This is a genomic window from Mycobacterium sp. M26, from assembly GCF_001494595.1.
Classification (GTDB): Bacteria; Actinomycetota; Actinomycetes; order Mycobacteriales; family Mycobacteriaceae; genus Mycobacterium.
In genome coordinates, this window is record NZ_LN929908.1 from 2,547,505 (window position 1) to 2,564,158 (window position 16,654).

The window sequence follows — 16,654 nt, forward strand, 5'->3', positions numbered from 1 at the left end:
CTCAGGTCCCCTTTGCTCCACACACACAGTCACGCCAGTAACAGATGTCACATCAGTCACATCAATAACAATGGCGACAGTTGCACCGTACGTCACATTTGTCGCAAGGGAAACTTCAGGCAAGAATTACATGTTTGTCATTTACGGGATGTTGCCGAAAAGTAATCTTATTGATTTGCCAGAGTTGGTTATTTCCGCAGCTCAGCAGCGATTTCGTTATTTGACGTTTGCGAAGTGCGACGCTGCAGAACTCGGGTCAAAACAGCCGCTGCGGCGACCCCGATGACCAATCCGATCGTTAATCCCATCCAGGGGAAATCGGGAGTTTGCAACTGGTCGACGAATGCCTGAGTGCCGACCACCGGGTTGGGCGCGGTCTTGGCCACATCCTGGCCCGCTTCCAGCGTCACCCGGTCGAAAGAGGTGCTGTAGGTGCCGGCCCAGCCGGGGCTCAGCACGAGCACTGTCGAACCCGGATTGGCCTGGCCGATCTCGGTCGCGACATCGCGCAGCGGGGTGTCGATCGGCGGGCTGGTCGGCATTACCACGACCTTCAGGTCGATGCCGTTGCCCTTAGCCGCGGTGACGATCTTCTGCAGATCCGCGACGTCGGCAGGAGGAGCGGCTACCCCGTCCTTGGCCACGTCGGCCTGCAGGGCGCTCATGCACTGTTCGAGCGGCGTCGCCGGGGCCAGGCCCACGGTGCTGCACACATCCACCGGTATATATGTCGGCGCGTGCGGAATCGTCACGATCCCAGACCGTACCTCGCGCCACTGTCAGGGGTGGCACCACGCGCCGAGTGCGACAAGACTGGTACCAGGCACCACTGCCGGAATCGGGCAGGGGTCCGCCCGCTTTGCAGGACAAACGTACTGTTAGTATTCAGACCGATGTCGACACAGCCCGTCGGCATCGAAGACAACGCCGGGAGTTGATGTGAGCAGCAATGATTCACTGAATTCGTTTGGAGCGCGCGCCACCTTGAAGGTCGGCGACAACAGCTACGAGATCTATCGCCTCGACGCGGTGCCCGGGACCGAGAAGCTCCCCTACAGCCTCAAGGTGCTCGCCGAGAACCTGCTGCGCACCGAAGACGGCGCCAACATCACCACCGACCACATCCAGGCCATCGCCAACTGGGATCCCTCGGCCGAGCCGAGCATCGAGATCCAGTTCACCCCCGCCCGGGTGCTGATGCAGGACTTCACCGGGGTGCCGTGCATCGTCGACCTGGCCACCATGCGCGAGGCCGTCACCCAGCTCGGCGGTGACCCGAACAAGGTCAACCCGCTGTCCCCCGCCGAGATGGTCATCGACCACTCAGTCATCCTCGACTTCTTCGGCGGCCCCGAGGCCTTCGAAAGGAATGTCGCGCTGGAATACGAACGGAATGGTGAGCGCTACCAGTTCCTGCGCTGGGGCCAGGGCGCGTTCGACGACTTCAAGGTCGTCCCCCCGGGCACCGGCATCGTGCACCAGGTCAACATCGAGTACCTGGCCCGCGTCGTGATGACCCGCAACGGGTTCGCCTACCCGGACACCTGCGTGGGCACCGACAGCCACACCACGATGGAGAACGGCCTGGGCGTCCTGGGCTGGGGTGTGGGCGGTATCGAGGCCGAGGCGGCCATGCTGGGCCAGCCGGTATCGATGCTCATCCCCCGTGTCGTCGGCTTCAAGCTGACCGGGGAGATCAAGCCCGGCGTGACCGCCACCGACGTCGTGCTCACCGTCACCGACATGCTGCGTAAGCACGGAGTGGTCGGCAAGTTCGTCGAGTTCTACGGCAAGGGTGTGGCCGAGGTTCCGCTGGCCAACCGCGCCACCCTGGGCAACATGAGCCCCGAGTTCGGCTCCACCGCAGCGATGTTCCCGATCGACGAAGAGACCATCAACTACCTGCGGCTGACCGGCCGGACCGAGGAGCAGCTGGCCCTGGTCGAGGCCTACGCCAAAGAACAGGGCATGTGGCACGACCCGGACTCCGAGCCGGTGTTCTCCGAGTACCTGGAGCTGGACCTGTCCACCGTGGTGCCGTCGATCGCCGGGCCGAAGCGGCCGCAGGACCGCATCGAGCTGTCCGACGCGAAGACCGCGTTCCGCAAGGACATCCACAACTACGTCGAGGAGAACCACCCGGCTCCGGAGACCAAGCTCGACGAGGCTGTCGAGGAGTCGTTCCCAGCCAGCGACCCGGTGTCGCTGTCCTTCGCCGACGACGGTGCGGTCGACGCCCGGCCGTCGGCCGCCAACGGATCCTCGGGCCGGCCGAGCAAGCCGGTCCTGGTGCGCTCGGCCGAGCGCGGGGACTTCGTCCTCGACCACGGCGCGGTCGTGGTCGCCGGCATCACGTCGTGCACCAACACCTCGAACCCGTCGGTCATGCTGGGCGCCGCCCTGCTGGCCAAGAAGGCCGTCGAGAAGGGACTGACCACCAAGCCGTGGGTCAAGACCAACATGGCTCCGGGCTCGCAGGTGGTCACCGACTACTACACCAAGGCCGGCCTGTGGCCGTACCTGGAGAAGCTCGGCTACTACCTGGGCGGCTACGGATGTACGACGTGTATCGGCAACACCGGCCCGCTGCCTGACGAGATCAGCAAGGCCGTCAACGACAACGACCTGTCGGTCACCGCAGTGCTCTCGGGTAACCGCAACTTCGAGGGCCGCATCTCCCCCGACGTCAAGATGAACTACCTGGCCTCCCCGCCGCTGGTGATCGCCTACGGCATCGCGGGCACCATGGACTTCGACTTCGAAGCCGATCCGCTGGGTCAGGACACCGACGGCAACGACGTGTTCCTCAAGGACATTTGGCCGACGCAGAAGGAGATCGAGGACACCATCGCCTCCTCGATCAACCGGGACATGTTCACCGGCAGCTACGCCGATGTGTTCAAGGGCGACGAGCGCTGGCAGAACCTGCCGACCCCGTCGGGCAACACCTTCGAGTGGGACGAGGCGTCGACCTACGTGCGCAAGGCGCCGTACTTCGACGGTATGCCCGCCGAGCCGGAGCCGGTCACCGACATCAAGGGCGCGAGAGTCCTTGCGCTGCTGGGTGATTCGGTGACCACCGACCACATCTCGCCGGCCGGCAGCATCAAGAAGGGCACCCCGGCCGCACAGTACCTGGAGGCCAACGGCGTCAAGCCGGAGGACTTCAACTCGCTGGGATCGCGGCGCGGCAACCACGAGGTGATGATCCGCGGCACGTTCGCGAACATCCGGCTGCGCAACCAGCTGCTCGACGATGTGTCCGGTGGCTACACCCGCGACTTCACCCAGCCCGACGGCCCGCAGGCGTTCATCTACGACGCCGCGCAAAACTATGCGGCGCAGAACATTCCGCTGGTGGTGCTCGGCGGCAAGGAGTACGGCTCGGGGTCGTCGCGGGACTGGGCGGCCAAGGGCACCAGCCTGCTGGGTGTGCGCGCGGTCATCACCGAGTCCTTCGAGCGCATCCACCGCTCGAACCTGATCGGCATGGGTGTGATCCCGCTGCAGTTCCCGGCAGGCGAATCGGCGGCGTCGCTCAAGCTCGACGGCACCGAGGTGTTCGACATCACCGGCATCGAGGAGCTCAACTCGGGCAAGACCCCGAAGACGGTGAAGGTGACCGCCACCAAGGCCGACGGCAGCAAGGTGGAATTCGACGCGGTGGTGCGCATCGACACCCCCGGTGAGGCCGACTACTACCGCAACGGCGGCATCCTGCAGTACGTGCTGCGCAACATGTTGCGGGCCGGCTAGCCGGCCACGGTCGGATCAGGAGATGCCCCGGGTCAGCGAGGATCATCTGGCGGCGCGCCGCCGCCAGATCCTCGACGGCGCACGGCGCTGCTTCGCCCAGTACGGGTACGACAAGGCGACGGTGCGCCGGCTCGAACAGACCATCGGTCTGTCGCGCGGTGCGATCTTTCACCACTTCCGCGACAAGGACACGTTGTTCTTCGAGCTGGCCCGGGAGGACGCCGAGCGGATGGCCGAGGTGGCCTCCCGCGAGGGTCTGATCCAGGTGATGCGGGAGATGCTTGCGGCGCCGGACCAATTCGATTGGCTGGCCACACGATTGGAGATCGCCCGCAAGCTGCGCAATGACCCGGTGTTCAACCAGGGGTGGGCGGAACGCTCAGCGGAGTTGTCGGCGGCCACCAGCGACCGGTTGCACCGGCAGAAGCAGGCGGGCCGGTTGCGCGACGACGTGCCGCGGGATGTGTTGCAGTGCTACCTCGACTTGGTGCTCGACGGGCTGGTGGCCCGGTTGGCCGCAGGTGAGGATCCGGCGCGGTTGTCGGCGGTCCTCGATGTGGTCGAGGCCTCGGTCCGCGCCGACTAGCGAGCGCGGGTGCGGTGGTTCGGGCCGCCGCGGCTGCGCATCGCGGTGCCCGACTCCCGCAGCATCGCGTGGATCGAGCCGTACGAGCGGCCGGTGGATGCCACCAGGGTTCGGATACTGGCACCGCCCTCGTACGCGTGACGCAAGTCATTCACCAGTTGGTCACGAGCTTGGTTCGGTTTCCTCATCAACATCCTCCCCGGTTGAGCTGGCCCCCGTTGCTCCACAGAGTAGGAGTGCTGATCGGCGATGTGGCCGGAATGACCGAAATGGTTTGGGCCCGAACTCAGGCGAGTTCGATCAGGTCCCGATAGTCCTCGGACCAGTAATCCTCGGTACCGTCCGGCAGCAGCACCACCCGCTGCGGGTCGAGCGCCTCGGCCGCTCCCGGGTCGTGGGTCACCAGCACCACCGCACCGACATAGCTGCGCAGCGCGTCGAGCACCTGCTCGCGTGACGCCGGGTCGAGGTTGTTGGTCGGTTCGTCGAGCAGCAGCACGTTGGCGGTCGAGGCGACCAGGCCGGCCAGGGCCAGCCGGGTTTTCTCACCGCCGGACAGGGTGCCGGCCGGCTGGTCGAGCTGCGGGCCGCTGAACATGAAGGCGCCCAGCAGAGATCGCAGCTCCTGCTCGCCGGTGTCGGGTGCGGCGTGGCGGATGTTCTCCCAGACCGTCGCGTTGTTGTCCAACGTGTCGTGTTCCTGGGCGAAGTACCCGATCTTGAGACCGTGCCCGGGTTCCAGGCCGCCGGCGTCCGGCGTCTCCACCCCGGCCAGCAGGCGCAGCAGTGTGGTCTTGCCCGCACCGTTGAGACCGAGAACCACCACCCGCGAACCGCGGTCGATCGCCAGGTCGACCCCGGTGAACACCTCCAGCGAGCCGTAATTCTTCGTCAAACCCTTGACCACCAGCGGGGTGCGCCCGCACGGCGCGGGCACCGGGAATCGGATCTTGGCGACCTTGTCGGCCACCCGCTCGGCGTCGAGTTCGGCGATCATTCGTTCCGCGCGCCGCAACATGTTCTGTGCGGCAACAGCTTTGGTGGCCTTGGCACCCATCTTGGCGGCCTGTGTGCGCAACGCCGACGCCTTCTTCTCGGCGTTGGCGCGCTCACGGCGGCGGCGCTGTTCGTCGGTGGCGCGGGCGTCGAGGTATTTCTGCCAGCCCATGTTGTAGACGTCGGCCTCACCGCGCACGGCATCGAGGAACCACACCCGGTTGACCACCTCGGCGAGCAGTTCGACGTTGTGGCTGATGATCACCAGGCCGCCGGTGTGCGCCTTGAGGAAGTCGCGCAGCCAGCCGATCGAGTCGGCATCGAGGTGGTTGGTCGGTTCGTCGAGCAACAGTGTGGTGCTCGACCCGGCTCCGGTGTCGCTGGCGGCGAACAGGATCCGGGCCAGTTCCACCCGGCGCCGCTGCCCGCCGGACAACGTGCGCAGCGACTGGGTGAGCACCCGGTCGGGCAAGCCGAGGCTCGCGCAAATCCGGCCGGCCTCGCTCTCGGCGGCATACCCGCCGAGCGCGGCGAAGCGCTCCTCGAGTTGGCCGTAGCGCCGGACTGCTTTGTCGCGGGCGGCCTCGTCGACCACCTCGGACATCAGCACCTGCTGCTTCTCCAGATCGGCGAGCAGGGTGTCCAACCCGCGGGCCGAGAGCACCCGGTCGCGAGCCAGCACGTCGAGGTCACCCTCCCGGGGATCCTGCGGCAGGTAGCCGATCTCGCCGGACCGGATGACCGTGCCGGCATAGGGCTCACCCTCGCCGGCCAGGATGCGCATGGTCGTGGTCTTGCCGGCGCCGTTGCGGCCGACCAGGCCGATGCGGTCACCGGGTTGCACCCGCAGCGCCGGACCTTCGGCCAGCAGCAGTGTGCGCGCGCCGGCGCGGACCTCCAGGTCCGTCGCGGTAATCACGCTGCTGCCCTCCTGTACCTTCTGCCCCCGAGGGCCTACTTCTCGTCGGTGAAGACCGGGGCCCGCTTCTCGGCGCGCGCGGCGACCGCCTCTTCGAAGTTGGCGGTGAGCAGGCGAACGTAGAGCTGCCCGAGGCCCTCGGCCTGCATGTGCCCCTCTAGGGTACTGGCGTCCAGACCCGTCCACAGCGTCCGCTTGGTCAGTTCGGTGCCGGGGCGGGAGAAGCCGGCGATCCGCTCGGCGATCTCGTAACAGCTCGGCAGTAGCGCCTCGGCGGGCACCTGCTTGGAGACCAGGCCGATCCGCTCGGCCTCCTGCGCGTCGACGTCACGCCCGGTGAGCATGATCTCGAAGGCCCGCGACGAGCCGATCGCCCGAGGTAGCAGGTAACTCAGACCCAATTCGCTGGCTGTCAGCCCGTTGTTGATCCCGGCGGCTCGGAAGTACGCATCGCTGGCGGCGACCCGGATGTCGGCGGCCAGCGCCAGGCACAGCCCGCCGCCGATCGCCGCGCCGTTGACCGCCGCGATGATCGGCTGGTGCAGCCGTCGCATGGCCAGAATCACATCGTCGAGCAGCTCCATCGACCGCAGACCGTAGGACGGCCGGGTCAATCCGCCGACGTGCGGCACCGAGCCGGCCGATTTGTGGTCCGCACCCGACGAGAAGCCCCGCCCGGCACCGGTGAGCACGACAACGCGCACGGAATTGTCGTAGGTGAGCTCGGTGAGCACCTCTTTGAGCGGCACCATGACGTCGAAGGCCATGGAGTTCATCCGCTCGGGGCGGTTCAGGGTGACCAGAGCGACGTGCGGCTGGGGTTGCTCGACGAGGACGAAACCAGTGTCACGAATCACCGTTGCACGCTATCGCGTGCCGGGCGCGTAGAACTCAGACGTCCTCTGACTGGGACTGGGCCACGGCCGCGTCGACGTCGAACTCCTTGACCTGGCGAATCAGGTCCTCGAGCGCGGCGGGCGGCAGCGCTCCGGCCTGGTTGAAGATCAGCTTGCCCTTCTTGAACGCCATCAGCGTCGGGATGGAGCGGATCTCGGCCGCGGCGGCCAGCTGCTGCTCGGCCTCGGTGTCGACCTTGGCGAACACCACGTCGGGGTGCTTCTCCGACGAGGCGGAGAAGGTCGGCGCGAAGGCACGGCACGGACCACACCACGAAGCCCAGAAATCGACCAGCACGATGTCGTTGCCGGTGATGGTGTCGTTGAATTCGTCTGCGGTGAGGTCTCGAGTAGCCACGGAAGTCCTAACGTCGGAGTAAACCTGGATGTTCCCTGTCGGGATCAATACAAACGGGACAGCGCCGTCGCCGCATCGAATCCGGCGAACTCGCCGAGCGCGCCGTCGCGCAGGTGATTCACCCAGGCGGGGTCGGCGAGCAGCGCCCGCCCGACGGCGATGATGTCGAACTCACCGGCATCGAACTGGTCGAGCAGCCGGTCGACGGGCGCGGGCGGGATCGGACCGCCGGGCTCACCGGGCTTGAATTCGGTTTCCAGCCCCACCGACCCGACAGCGATGACCGGCAGTCCGGTGAGCTTCTTGGTCCACCCGGCCAGGCTCAGCTGCGGATCCTCGTCGGGGAAACCGGGCAGGTAGTGCCGGCGAGTGGACGGGTGCAGCACGTCGACGCCGGCATCGACCAGCGGGGCCAGCACCTGCTCGAGTTCGGCGGGGGTCTCGGCGATCGACGCGTCGTAGCGGTTCATCTTCCACTGGGAGAAGCGGTAGATGATCGGGAAGCCGGGTCCGACCGCTTCCCGCACGGCGGCGACGACCTCGGCGGGGAACCGGGTGCGGGCCTGCAGCGAGCCGCCATAGCCGTCCGTGCGGTGATTCGTTTCGGCCCAGAGGAACTGGTCGAGTAGGTAGCCGTGGGCGCCGTGAATCTCCACGGCATCGAAACCGGCGTCGTGGGCGTTGCGGGCGCCGAGCGCGAAGGCCTGCGCCACCGCGGGCAGTTCTTCGGTGGCCAGGGCGCGACCCACCGGGCTGCCGGTGACGTCGAGCCCGGACGGGCTGACCGGCGCCTGCTCGGCGGTGTCGCCGTCGTGCACGCCGCGGGCTGCGCCCTGATGCCACAGCTGCGCGGCGATGGCGCCGCCCTCGGCGTGCACCGCGTCGGTGACCGCGCGCCAGCCGTCGAGCACTTCGGTGCCGTCGAGTGCGGGGATGGCCTCGGGCCAGCCGGCCGCCGGGTGCGGCATGCGGACACCTTCGGTGATCAGCAGTGCGGTTCCACCGGCCGCGCGGCGCGCGTAGTACTCCGCCACGTTCGGGCCGGGAACACCGCCGGGCGAGGCAGCCCGGGTCATCGGGGCCATCGCAAACCGGTTACGCAGCGTCAGCGATCCGATCGTCAGCGGCGCGAACAGTTCCTGGATTCGTGCGTCGTCCACCATGTGGCAAGTCAACACCGAATGCGGCAGACGACATTCCCTCAGGTCTCGAAGTCGCGGAAGGCCTGCATCAGCCGGTCGCGGAAATCGGGATCCAGGTCGTCGCGCTCGATGCGGCCGAGCGTGTCGACGGTGCCGCGGAACTGCTGCAGGTAGTTCTCGCAGCCGTCGCAGTCGGCCAGGTGCAGATCGAACCGGGCCCGGGTGTCGTGGTCGAGGGCACCGTCGAGGTAAGCGGTGACCAGTTCGACCAGTTCGTCGCAGTTCAGCGGGGTCAGCGGCGTTGTCATGAGCGCTCCGTCAGGTAGGCCTCGAGAGCCTGGCGCACGGCGGCCCGGCCCCGATGCAGCAGCACGCGCTGGTTGGCGGCGCTGATCTCGAGCAGGTCGCAGACCTCGCTCGACTCGAAGCCCAGCATGTCGCGCATGGTCACCACCTGTCGCTGCCGCTCCGGCAGTTTGTCGAGTTCGGCCCTGGCCACATCGGCGAGTTCGCGGCCCAGCACCGATCCTTCCGGGGTGTCCGGGAACGGCGCGGGCTGCTCACCGCTCTTCCAGTGCCCGGCCCACCGGTCTCCCGGCGGCCGAAACCGGGCCGCCTCGACCGTCCCACCGGTGAACGCGGCGATCTCGGCGTCGTCACTGCGCCGCTCCCGAATCCCACGGGCCTTGGCGATGTTGATCAGGACGGCGAACAGCCAGGTGCGCAGCGAGGACCGGCCTTCGAACTTGTCGATGCCCTTCACGAGGGCGATCCACGTCTCCTGCACCACTTCTTCGGCGATCTCGCGGCTCGGTACGTAGCCCCGGGCCACGCGCAGCAACGCCGGGGTGTGCTCGTCGACCAGCTTGGCGAACACCAATTCATCGCGGGCGCGCAGCGCCGCGATCACCGCCGACTCGTCCGCCGCACCTGCCATCGCCTGCAGATGCTAGCCCGCTACAGATCGGCCTGTGCGGCGCGGAAGAAATCGGCGATCTCGGCGGCCTGCGCGTCGACATCGGCGTCGAGGTTCACCGGCCGCAGCGCCCCGAAGGGGGCATTCCACAACTTGCCCCGGCGTGGGTTGGTGGCGAAATCCCACGGACCCACATACGCGTACGGCAGCGGGTGGCCGTCGTCGCCCGCAGACACCCCGTAGTTGACCTCATCGTGGGTGGCCGCGACGTCGAGATGCTCCGGCCACAGCACCGGATGGCCTTGGGAGAGAACGGTTGTGATGGCGAACCCGCCCGCGTAGAGGGCGCGGTAGACGACATCGGCCGCGCCGGGATCGATATCCAGCACGGTGTCGAGGTCCAGGGGCGCGACGGAGTGATAGAGCTCAGCAGGTGGCGGGCCGATGTCCAGGCCGGCGGCCGCCGCGAGATCGCGCACCGGCCCGGCCAGCGGTGCCGATCCGTCCTGCCATTCCAGGGTGGTGCCGTGCACCGCGATCGGGACCGCGGTGGCGGCGAAGCCGTCCGGGCGCACGGCGAGCCGAATAGTGCCGGCCGCGCGGTACTGCGGTCCGGCAACGACACTTTCGGCGATGCCGTGCAGTTGGCGGCGGGTCGCGACGATGGTCTGTGCGACGCTCACCGCGATACCTCCCGCTAGACCGTGAAGCCGAGGGCGCGCAGTTGCTCGCGGCCGTCCTCGGTGATCTTGTCGGGCCCCCACGGCGGGTTCCAGACCCAGTTGATCTTCGCCTCGTTGACCAGGCCGGCGCCCACCAGGGCGGTCAGCGTCTGGTCCTCGATGACGTCGGTGAGCGGGCAGGCCGCCGACGTCAGCGTCATGTCGATCAGCGCCACCGTGCCGGTGTCACCTTTCTCCACGTTCATCCCGTAGACCAGACCGAGGTCGACGACGTTGATCCCGAGTTCGGGATCAACGACATCGCGCATCGCCTCCTCGATGTCGGCCAACAATTCGTCAGAGACGGTCTCAGTGGCTTCCTGCTCGCTCATTTCTTGTCCTCCACGTCTTTTCGGTGCGAGGCCTGGGCCACCGCGTCTTTGAAAGCCAGCCAGCCCAGCAGCGCACATTTGACCCGCGCCGGGTACTTCGCCACCCCGGCGAAGGCCACGCCGTCGCCGAGTACGTCCTCGTCGCCGTCGATAGTGCCGCGGGAAGACACCATCTCGGAGAACGCCGCGACCGTCTTGAGCGCATCCCCCACGCTCTGGCCGATCACCTGATCGGTCAGCACCGAGGTAGCGGCCTGACTGATCGAGCACCCCTGCCCGTCGTAGGACACGTCCTGCACAGTCTCGCCGTCGGCAGACAGCGCCACCCGCAGGGTCACCTCGTCACCGCAGGTGGGGTTGACGTGGTAGACCTCGGCGCCGAACGGTTCCCGCAGCCCGCGGTGATGCGGGTGCTTGTAGTGGTCCAGGATCACTTCCTGGTACATCTGTTCCAGTCGCACGTCTTACCTGCCGAAGAACTCGATCGCGCGGCGGATGCCGGCGACCAGCCGGTCCACCTCGTCGAGAGTGTTGTAGACGGCGAAGGAGGCGCGGACGGTGGCGGCGACACCGAAGCGCCGGTGCAGTGGCCACGCGCAGTGGTGCCCGACCCGCACGGCGACACCGTCGTCGTCGAGCACCTGGCCCACATCGTGGGCGTGCACGCCGTCGACCACGAATGCCACCGGCGAGCGGCGCCCGGCAGGGTCGGTCGGCCCGATGATGCGCACCTGCGGGATCTCGGCCAGACCCGCCAGCGCGGCGGCCACCAATGTGTGCTCGTGCGCGGCGACCGCCGCCATCCCGATCGAATCGAGATACCGTGCGGCGGCGGCCAATCCGACCACCTGAGAGATCATCTGGGTGCCGGCCTCGAAGCGCTGTGGTGGCGGCGCGTAGGTGGCGCCCTCCATCGTGACGGTCTCGATCATCGACCCGCCGGTCAGGAACGGCGGCAGCGCCTCCAGAACCTCGGCGCGACCGTAGAGGGCGCCGATGCCGGTGGGCCCCAGCATCTTGTGGCCGGAGAACGCCGCGAAATCGACGCCGAGCGCACCGAAATCCACCGACTGGTGGGGCACCGACTGGCAGGCGTCGAGCACCGTCAGCGCACCGACCGCCTTGGCACGGGCGACCATCTCGGCCACCGCGGGTGCGGTCCCGGTGACGTTCGACTGATGGGTGAAGGCAACGACCTTGACCCGCTCGTCGAGTTCCAGCGAGTCCAGGTCGACGTTTCCGTCATCGGTCACGCCGTACCACGTCAGGGTGGCCCCGGTCCGGCGGGCCAACTCCTGCCAGGGAATCAGGTTGGCGTGGTGTTCCAGCTCGGTGGTGACGATGACGTCACCGGGCCCGACCGCGCCACCAAATCGGCTGTCCCCCAGCACATACGACACCAGGTTGAGCGCCTCGGTCGCATTCTTGGTGAAGGCCAGCTGATCCGGGGTGGCGCCGACGAACGCCGCGATATCGGCGCGGCCCTGCTCGTAAGCGTCGGTGGACTCCTCCATCAGCTGATGGGCGCCGCGGTGCACCGCCCCGTAATGGTTGAGCAGGAAGTCGCGCTCGGCGTCGAGCACCTGCAGCGGTTTCTGCGAGGTCGCCCCGGAATCGAGGTACGCCAGCTGGTGCCCGCCCCGCATGACCCGGCTCAGGATCGGGAAATCGGCGCGGATCTTGGCCAGGTTGGCGACGTCGAGATCGACCGAGGCGGTCATATCAGGCCCCTGCCGGTGCAGCCTGCTGGGTGAAGCGCTCGTAGCCGTTTTCTTCGAGTTCGTCGGCCAGCTCGGGGCCACCGGACTCCACGATGCGGCCGTCGACGAAGACGTGCACGAACTGCGGCTGGATGTAGCGCAGGATGCGGGTGTAGTGGGTGATGAGCAGCACGCCGGCGTGCTCGGCCTCGGCGTAGCGGTTCACGCCTTCGCTGACCACGCGCAGCGCGTCGACGTCCAGACCGGAGTCGGTCTCGTCGAGGATGGCGATCTTCGGCTTGAGCAGACCCAGCTGCAGAATCTCGTGACGCTTCTTCTCACCACCGGAGAAGCCCTCGTTGACACTGCGCTCGGCGAACTGCGGGTCGATGCCGAGGTCGGCCATCGCGGCCTTGACCTCCTTGACCCACAGCCGCAGCTTGGGCGCCTCGCCGCGCACGGCGGTGGCGGCGGTGCGCAGGAAGTTCGACATCGAGACCCCGGGCACCTCGACCGGGTACTGCATGGCCAGGAAGAGTCCGGCGCGGGCACGCTCGTCGACGCTCATCTCCAGGACGTCCTGACCGTCGAGGGTGATCGACCCCGACGTCACGGTGTACTTGGGGTGACCGGCGATGGCGTAGGACAGCGTCGACTTGCCGGATCCGTTGGGGCCCATGACCGCATGGGTCTCCCCCGACTTCACGGTCAGGTTGACGCCCTTGAGGATCTCCTTGGCGCTGCCGTCCTCGTTGGCGACGCTGACGTGAAGGTCCTTGATTTCCAGAGTGCTCACTGTGTTCTCGATTCGGTAATAGCGAGTTCGCGTTCGATGGCGTCGGTCAGGCGGTCGCGGATGTCGGGCACGGCGATCTTGGCGATGATCTCGCCGAAGAAGCCGCGCACCACCAGCCGGCGGGCCTGCTCCTCGGGGATGCCGCGGGCCTGGAGGTAGAACAGCTGCTCGTCGTCGAAACGGCCGGTGGCACTGGCGTGCCCGGCGCCGACGATTTCGCCGGTCTCGATCTCCAGATTGGGCACCGAGTCGGCGCGGGCGCCGTCGGTGAGGACCAGGTTGCGGTTGACCTCGAAGGTGTCGGTGCCGGTGGCCTCGGCGCGGATCAGCACGTCACCCACCCAGACGGTATGGGCGTCGGGCTTGGCCGAGGCCGGATCGCCCTGCAGCGCACCCTTGTAGAGCACGTTGGACTTGCAGTTCGGCTGCGAGTGGTCGACCAGCAGCCGCGATTCCAGGTGCTGGCCCTCGTCGGCGAAGTACAGGCCGAGCAGTTCGGCGTCGCCGCCTGCTGCGTCGTAGCGCACTGTCGCCGACATCCGGACCACCTCACCGCCGAGGGTCACGGCCACGTGCCGCAGCACCGCGTCCTTGCCCAGGCGGGCGTGCTGGGCGTTGACGTGCACCACGTCGTCGGCCCAGTCGGCGATCCACACGACGGTCAGCCGGGCGGCATTACCGAGCACGAATTCGACGTTGTCGGCGTAGGTTCCGCTGCCGCGATGGTCGATGACCACGACGGCCTCGGCAAGTTCCTCGGCGCGGATCTGCAGGTGTCCGTAGGCGGTGGCACCCGCTCCGGGGCCGGTGACGACGATCTCGACCGGAGCCTCGACCTGCGTGCCACGCGCCACGGTGACGACCGTCGCCTCGTTGAACGACGAGAAGGCCTGGGCGGCAACCCGATCGGCGGGAACCCCGCCCTGGCCGAGCCGGTCGTCGCCGCGGCGGACGGTCTCCACGGTCACGCCGGGCTGGGCGGTGACAACGATCTGCGCGCTACCGCTGGCGGGCGCCGAACCGTTGTGCAGCCCGCGCAGTCGTCGCCGCGGCGGACGGTCTCCACGGTCACGCCGGGCTGGGCGGTGACAACGATCTGCGCGCTACCGCTGGCGGGCGCCGAACCGTTGTGCAGCCCGCGCAGCCGCTTGAGCGGGGTGAACCGCCAGACTTCGTCACGACCGCCGGGGACCTCGAAGGCGTCGACGTCGAACGAACTGAATTGCTCGCCCTTGTTGATGGCGGTAAGGCGCGAACCCTCGACCGCCTTGGTGAGATTGCTCATTAGCCGACCGCGCCTTCCATCTGCAGCTCGATCAGCCGGTTCAGCTCGAGTGCGTATTCCATCGGCAGTTCCTTGGCAATCGGCTCGACGAAGCCGCGCACCACCATGGCCATCGCCTCGTCCTCGGTCATGCCGCGGCTCATCAGGTAGAACAGCTGATCGGCGCTGACCTTCGACACGGTGGCCTCATGGCCCATGGTGACGTCGTCCTCACGGATGTCGACGTACGGGTAGGTGTCGCTGCGGCTGATCGTATCGACAAGCAGCGCATCGCATTTCACCGAGGAGCGTGAGCCGTGTGCGCCCTTGTTGACCTGAACCAGACCGCGGTAGGAGGCCCGGCCACCGCCGCGCGCCACCGACTTGGACACGATGTTGCTGCTGGTGTTCGGAGCCAGGTGGACCATCTTGGCGCCGGTGTCCTGGTGCTGACCCTCACCGGCGAACGCCACCGAAAGCACCTCACCCTTGGCGTGCTCACCGGTCATCCACACCGCCGGGTACTTCATGGTGACCTTCGAACCGATATTGCCGTCGACCCATTCCATGGTGGCGCCGGCCTCGGCCCGGGCCCGCTTGGTGACCAGGTTGTAGACGTTGTTCGACCAGTTCTGGATCGTCGTGTAGCGCACCCGGGCACCAGGCTTGACGATGATCTCCACGACCGCGGAGTGCAGCGAGTCGCTCTTGTAGATCGGCGCGGTGCAGCCCTCCACGTAGTGGATGTAGGAGCCCTCGTCGGCGATGATCAGCGTGCGCTCGAACTGGCCCATGTTCTCGGTGTTGATCCGGAAGTAGGCCTGCAGCGGGATATCGACGTGCACACCCGGCGGGACGTAGATGAACGACCCGCCCGACCACACCGCGGTATTGAGCGCGGAGAACTTGTTGTCGCCGGCCGGGATCACCGTGCCGAAGTACTGCCGGAAAATCTCCGGGTGTTCCTTCAGACCGCTGTCGGTGTCCAGGAAGATGACGCCCTGGGCCTCGAGGTCCTCGCGGATCTGGTGGTAGACCACTTCGCTCTCGTACTGCGCGGCCACACCGGCGACCAGCCGCTGCTTCTCGGCCTCCGGGATGCCCAGGCGGTCGTAGGTGTTGCGGATGTCCTCGGGCAGGTCCTCCCAGGAGGCGGCCTGCTTCTCGGTGGAGCGCACGAAGTACTTGATGTTGTCGAAGTCGATGCCCTCGAGGTTGGAGCCCCAGTTCGGCATCGGCTTCTTGTCGAAGGTGCGCAGCGCCTTGAGCCGGATGTCGAGCATCCACTCCGGCTCGTTCTTCTTCGCGGAGATGTCACGCACCACCGCTTCCGACAGACCGCGGCGGGCCGAGGCGCCCGCGACGTCGGCGTCTGCCCAGCCGTAGCCGTAGCGGCCCAGCGAGGCGATGGTCTCCTCCTGGGACAGCGGCTCGACCGGCTTGGCGTCCGGGGTGAGTGTCATGGCGACGCTCCTTCGGCGTTGTGGTGGCTTCGGCGCGGGGCTGTGCACCGAAGGTGAAGCTCTAGGGCTGTACCGGGTTCAGCGGTACATGGGTGGTGCAGGCGCAGTCGCCGTTGGCGATGGTGGCCAATCGTTGTACATGGGTGCCGAGGATCTCCGACATGGCCTGCTGCTCGGCCTCGCACAATTCCGGAAACTCCTCTGCCACATGGGAAACCGGGCAGTGGTGCTGGCAGATCTGGATACCCTGGATCGGTCCGCGAACCTGGGTGGTGGTGGTCGCGTACCCGGCCTTGCTCAGCGCGTCGGCCACCCGCTCGGCCGTCGACTCGACGTCGTCGGGACCGTCGGTGACGCCGGCCAGGATGGTGTCGATGCGACGGCGGGCGAAGGTCTGCACGGCCTCGTCACCGCCGATCTCGCGGAGCTGGCGCATGGCCGCCGAGGCCAGGTCGTCATAGGTGTGCTCGAGTTTGGCACGGCCTGCCGGGGTCAACCGGTAGCGCTTGGCCGGCCGGCCGCGACCGACCTGTTGCCAGGACGCAGCGGCCATCGCCTCGGCGTCACCGCCGTCGATCAGGGCGTCGAGGTGACGGCGCACCCCGGCGGCGGAGATGCCCAACCGTTGGCCGATCTCGGCAGCGGTGATCGATCCCGACTCCAGCAGCAGCCGCACGATCGCGCGCCGCGTCTGGCCGTCATGCGCCGCCACCGCGCCCGCAGCGGGCACGGGATGGACGTCGGACGGGATTTTCACAACACCAGTGTGACGCAATTCCTCGGGCGGTGTCCAGCAAGGGCACCCTCA

General features: G+C 67.4%; 16 protein-coding genes and 3 pseudogenes. 2 read left to right on the plus strand and 17 right to left on the minus strand.

What is annotated here, in order from left to right:
• Nucleotides 1-188 precede the first annotated feature (188 nt).
• Entirely contained in the window at nucleotides 189-752 is a 564-nt protein-coding gene (locus BN3385_RS21485) for an Rv1476 family membrane protein (protein WP_059019823.1), read from the minus strand.
• Nucleotides 753-939: 187 nt separating this feature from the next.
• Here BN3385_RS21485 and BN3385_RS21490 point away from each other — a divergent pair, with 187 nt between their 5' ends.
• Both BN3385_RS21490 and BN3385_RS21495 read left to right on the plus strand, forming a co-directional pair.
• On the plus strand, nucleotides 940-3,756 hold the full coding sequence (locus BN3385_RS21490) for an aconitate hydratase (protein WP_059019825.1): 2,817 nt from the start codon (nucleotides 940-942) through the stop codon (nucleotides 3,754-3,756).
• A gap of 22 nt (nucleotides 3,757-3,778) precedes the next feature.
• Nucleotides 3,779-4,342 carry a TetR/AcrR family transcriptional regulator gene (locus tag BN3385_RS21495; protein WP_059019827.1) on the plus strand — a complete coding sequence of 188 codons (564 nt, stop codon included), beginning with the start codon at nucleotides 3,779-3,781 and terminating at the stop codon, nucleotides 4,340-4,342.
• On the opposite strand, the gene BN3385_RS21500 is transcribed toward BN3385_RS21495, so the two are convergent.
• The 16 genes and pseudogenes from BN3385_RS21500 to BN3385_RS21575 all read right to left on the minus strand — a co-directional run bounded on the left by BN3385_RS21500 (nucleotide 4,339) and on the right by BN3385_RS21575 (nucleotide 16,621).
• Nucleotides 4,339-4,530 (minus strand): helix-turn-helix domain-containing protein, encoded by a 192-nt coding sequence (locus BN3385_RS21500; protein WP_197415253.1) that lies wholly within the window; start codon nucleotides 4,528-4,530, stop codon nucleotides 4,339-4,341. The two genes, BN3385_RS21495 and BN3385_RS21500, sit on opposite strands and share 4 nt — an antisense overlap.
• Nucleotides 4,531-4,628: 98 nt before the next feature.
• Nucleotides 4,629-6,257, minus strand: coding sequence for an ABC-F family ATP-binding cassette domain-containing protein (locus BN3385_RS21505; RefSeq protein ID WP_059019830.1), 1,629 nt, complete (start codon nucleotides 6,255-6,257; stop codon nucleotides 4,629-4,631).
• Between the two features lie 35 nt (nucleotides 6,258-6,292).
• The gene (locus tag BN3385_RS21510) at nucleotides 6,293-7,114 is read right to left on the minus strand and encodes an enoyl-CoA hydratase (protein WP_059019831.1); all 822 of its coding nucleotides are present in this window, start codon (nucleotides 7,112-7,114) and stop codon (nucleotides 6,293-6,295) included.
• Between the two features lie 34 nt (nucleotides 7,115-7,148).
• Entirely contained in the window at nucleotides 7,149-7,511 is a 363-nt protein-coding gene (gene trxA, locus BN3385_RS21515; protein ID WP_059019832.1) for a thioredoxin, read from the minus strand.
• A 44-nt stretch (nucleotides 7,512-7,555) separates the two neighbouring features.
• A complete protein-coding gene (locus BN3385_RS21520; protein ID WP_059019834.1) occupies nucleotides 7,556-8,674 on the minus strand; it encodes an NADH:flavin oxidoreductase in 1,119 nt (372 codons plus the stop codon).
• A 38-nt stretch (nucleotides 8,675-8,712) separates the two neighbouring features.
• Nucleotides 8,713-8,961, minus strand: coding sequence for an anti-sigma factor family protein (locus BN3385_RS21525; RefSeq protein ID WP_082690585.1), 249 nt, complete (start codon nucleotides 8,959-8,961; stop codon nucleotides 8,713-8,715).
• Nucleotides 8,958-9,590: an RNA polymerase sigma factor gene (locus tag BN3385_RS21530; protein WP_059019838.1), complete on the minus strand. Its 633-nt coding sequence runs from the start codon at nucleotides 9,588-9,590 to the stop codon at nucleotides 8,958-8,960. The genes BN3385_RS21525 and BN3385_RS21530 overlap by 4 nt, the downstream gene beginning before the upstream one ends.
• Before the next feature lie 20 nt (nucleotides 9,591-9,610).
• Entirely contained in the window at nucleotides 9,611-10,252 is a 642-nt protein-coding gene (locus tag BN3385_RS21535) for a hypothetical protein (RefSeq protein ID WP_059019839.1), read from the minus strand.
• A gap of 14 nt (nucleotides 10,253-10,266) precedes the next feature.
• On the minus strand, nucleotides 10,267-10,623 hold the full coding sequence (locus tag BN3385_RS21540; protein ID WP_059019841.1) for a metal-sulfur cluster assembly factor: 357 nt from the start codon (nucleotides 10,621-10,623) through the stop codon (nucleotides 10,267-10,269).
• Nucleotides 10,601-11,069: pseudogene (sufU, locus tag BN3385_RS21545) on the minus strand (Fe-S cluster assembly sulfur transfer protein SufU). Before sufU ends, BN3385_RS21540 begins: the two are co-directional and overlap by 23 nt.
• An 18-nt stretch (nucleotides 11,070-11,087) precedes the next feature.
• The gene (locus tag BN3385_RS21550) at nucleotides 11,088-12,344 is read right to left on the minus strand and encodes a SufS family cysteine desulfurase (RefSeq protein WP_059019845.1); all 1,257 of its coding nucleotides are present in this window, start codon (nucleotides 12,342-12,344) and stop codon (nucleotides 11,088-11,090) included.
• 1 nt (nucleotide 12,345) lies between these two features.
• Nucleotides 12,346-13,119: a Fe-S cluster assembly ATPase SufC gene (gene sufC, locus BN3385_RS21555; RefSeq protein WP_059019846.1), complete on the minus strand. Its 774-nt coding sequence runs from the start codon at nucleotides 13,117-13,119 to the stop codon at nucleotides 12,346-12,348.
• Nucleotides 13,116-14,165: pseudogene (sufD, locus tag BN3385_RS21560) on the minus strand (Fe-S cluster assembly protein SufD); the annotation flags it as partial. The gene sufC and the pseudogene sufD, both read right to left, overlap by 4 nt.
• Nucleotides 14,166-14,269: 104 nt before the next feature.
• Nucleotides 14,270-14,404, minus strand: a pseudogene (locus tag BN3385_RS29480) (Fe-S cluster assembly protein SufD); the annotation flags it as partial.
• Entirely contained in the window at nucleotides 14,404-15,846 is a 1,443-nt protein-coding gene (gene sufB, locus BN3385_RS21570; RefSeq protein WP_059019850.1) for a Fe-S cluster assembly protein SufB, read from the minus strand. The pseudogene BN3385_RS29480 and the gene sufB, both read right to left, overlap by 1 nt.
• Nucleotides 15,847-15,907: 61 nt before the next feature.
• On the minus strand, nucleotides 15,908-16,621 hold the full coding sequence (locus tag BN3385_RS21575; protein WP_059019852.1) for a helix-turn-helix transcriptional regulator: 714 nt from the start codon (nucleotides 16,619-16,621) through the stop codon (nucleotides 15,908-15,910).
• Nucleotides 16,622-16,654 lie beyond the last annotated feature (33 nt).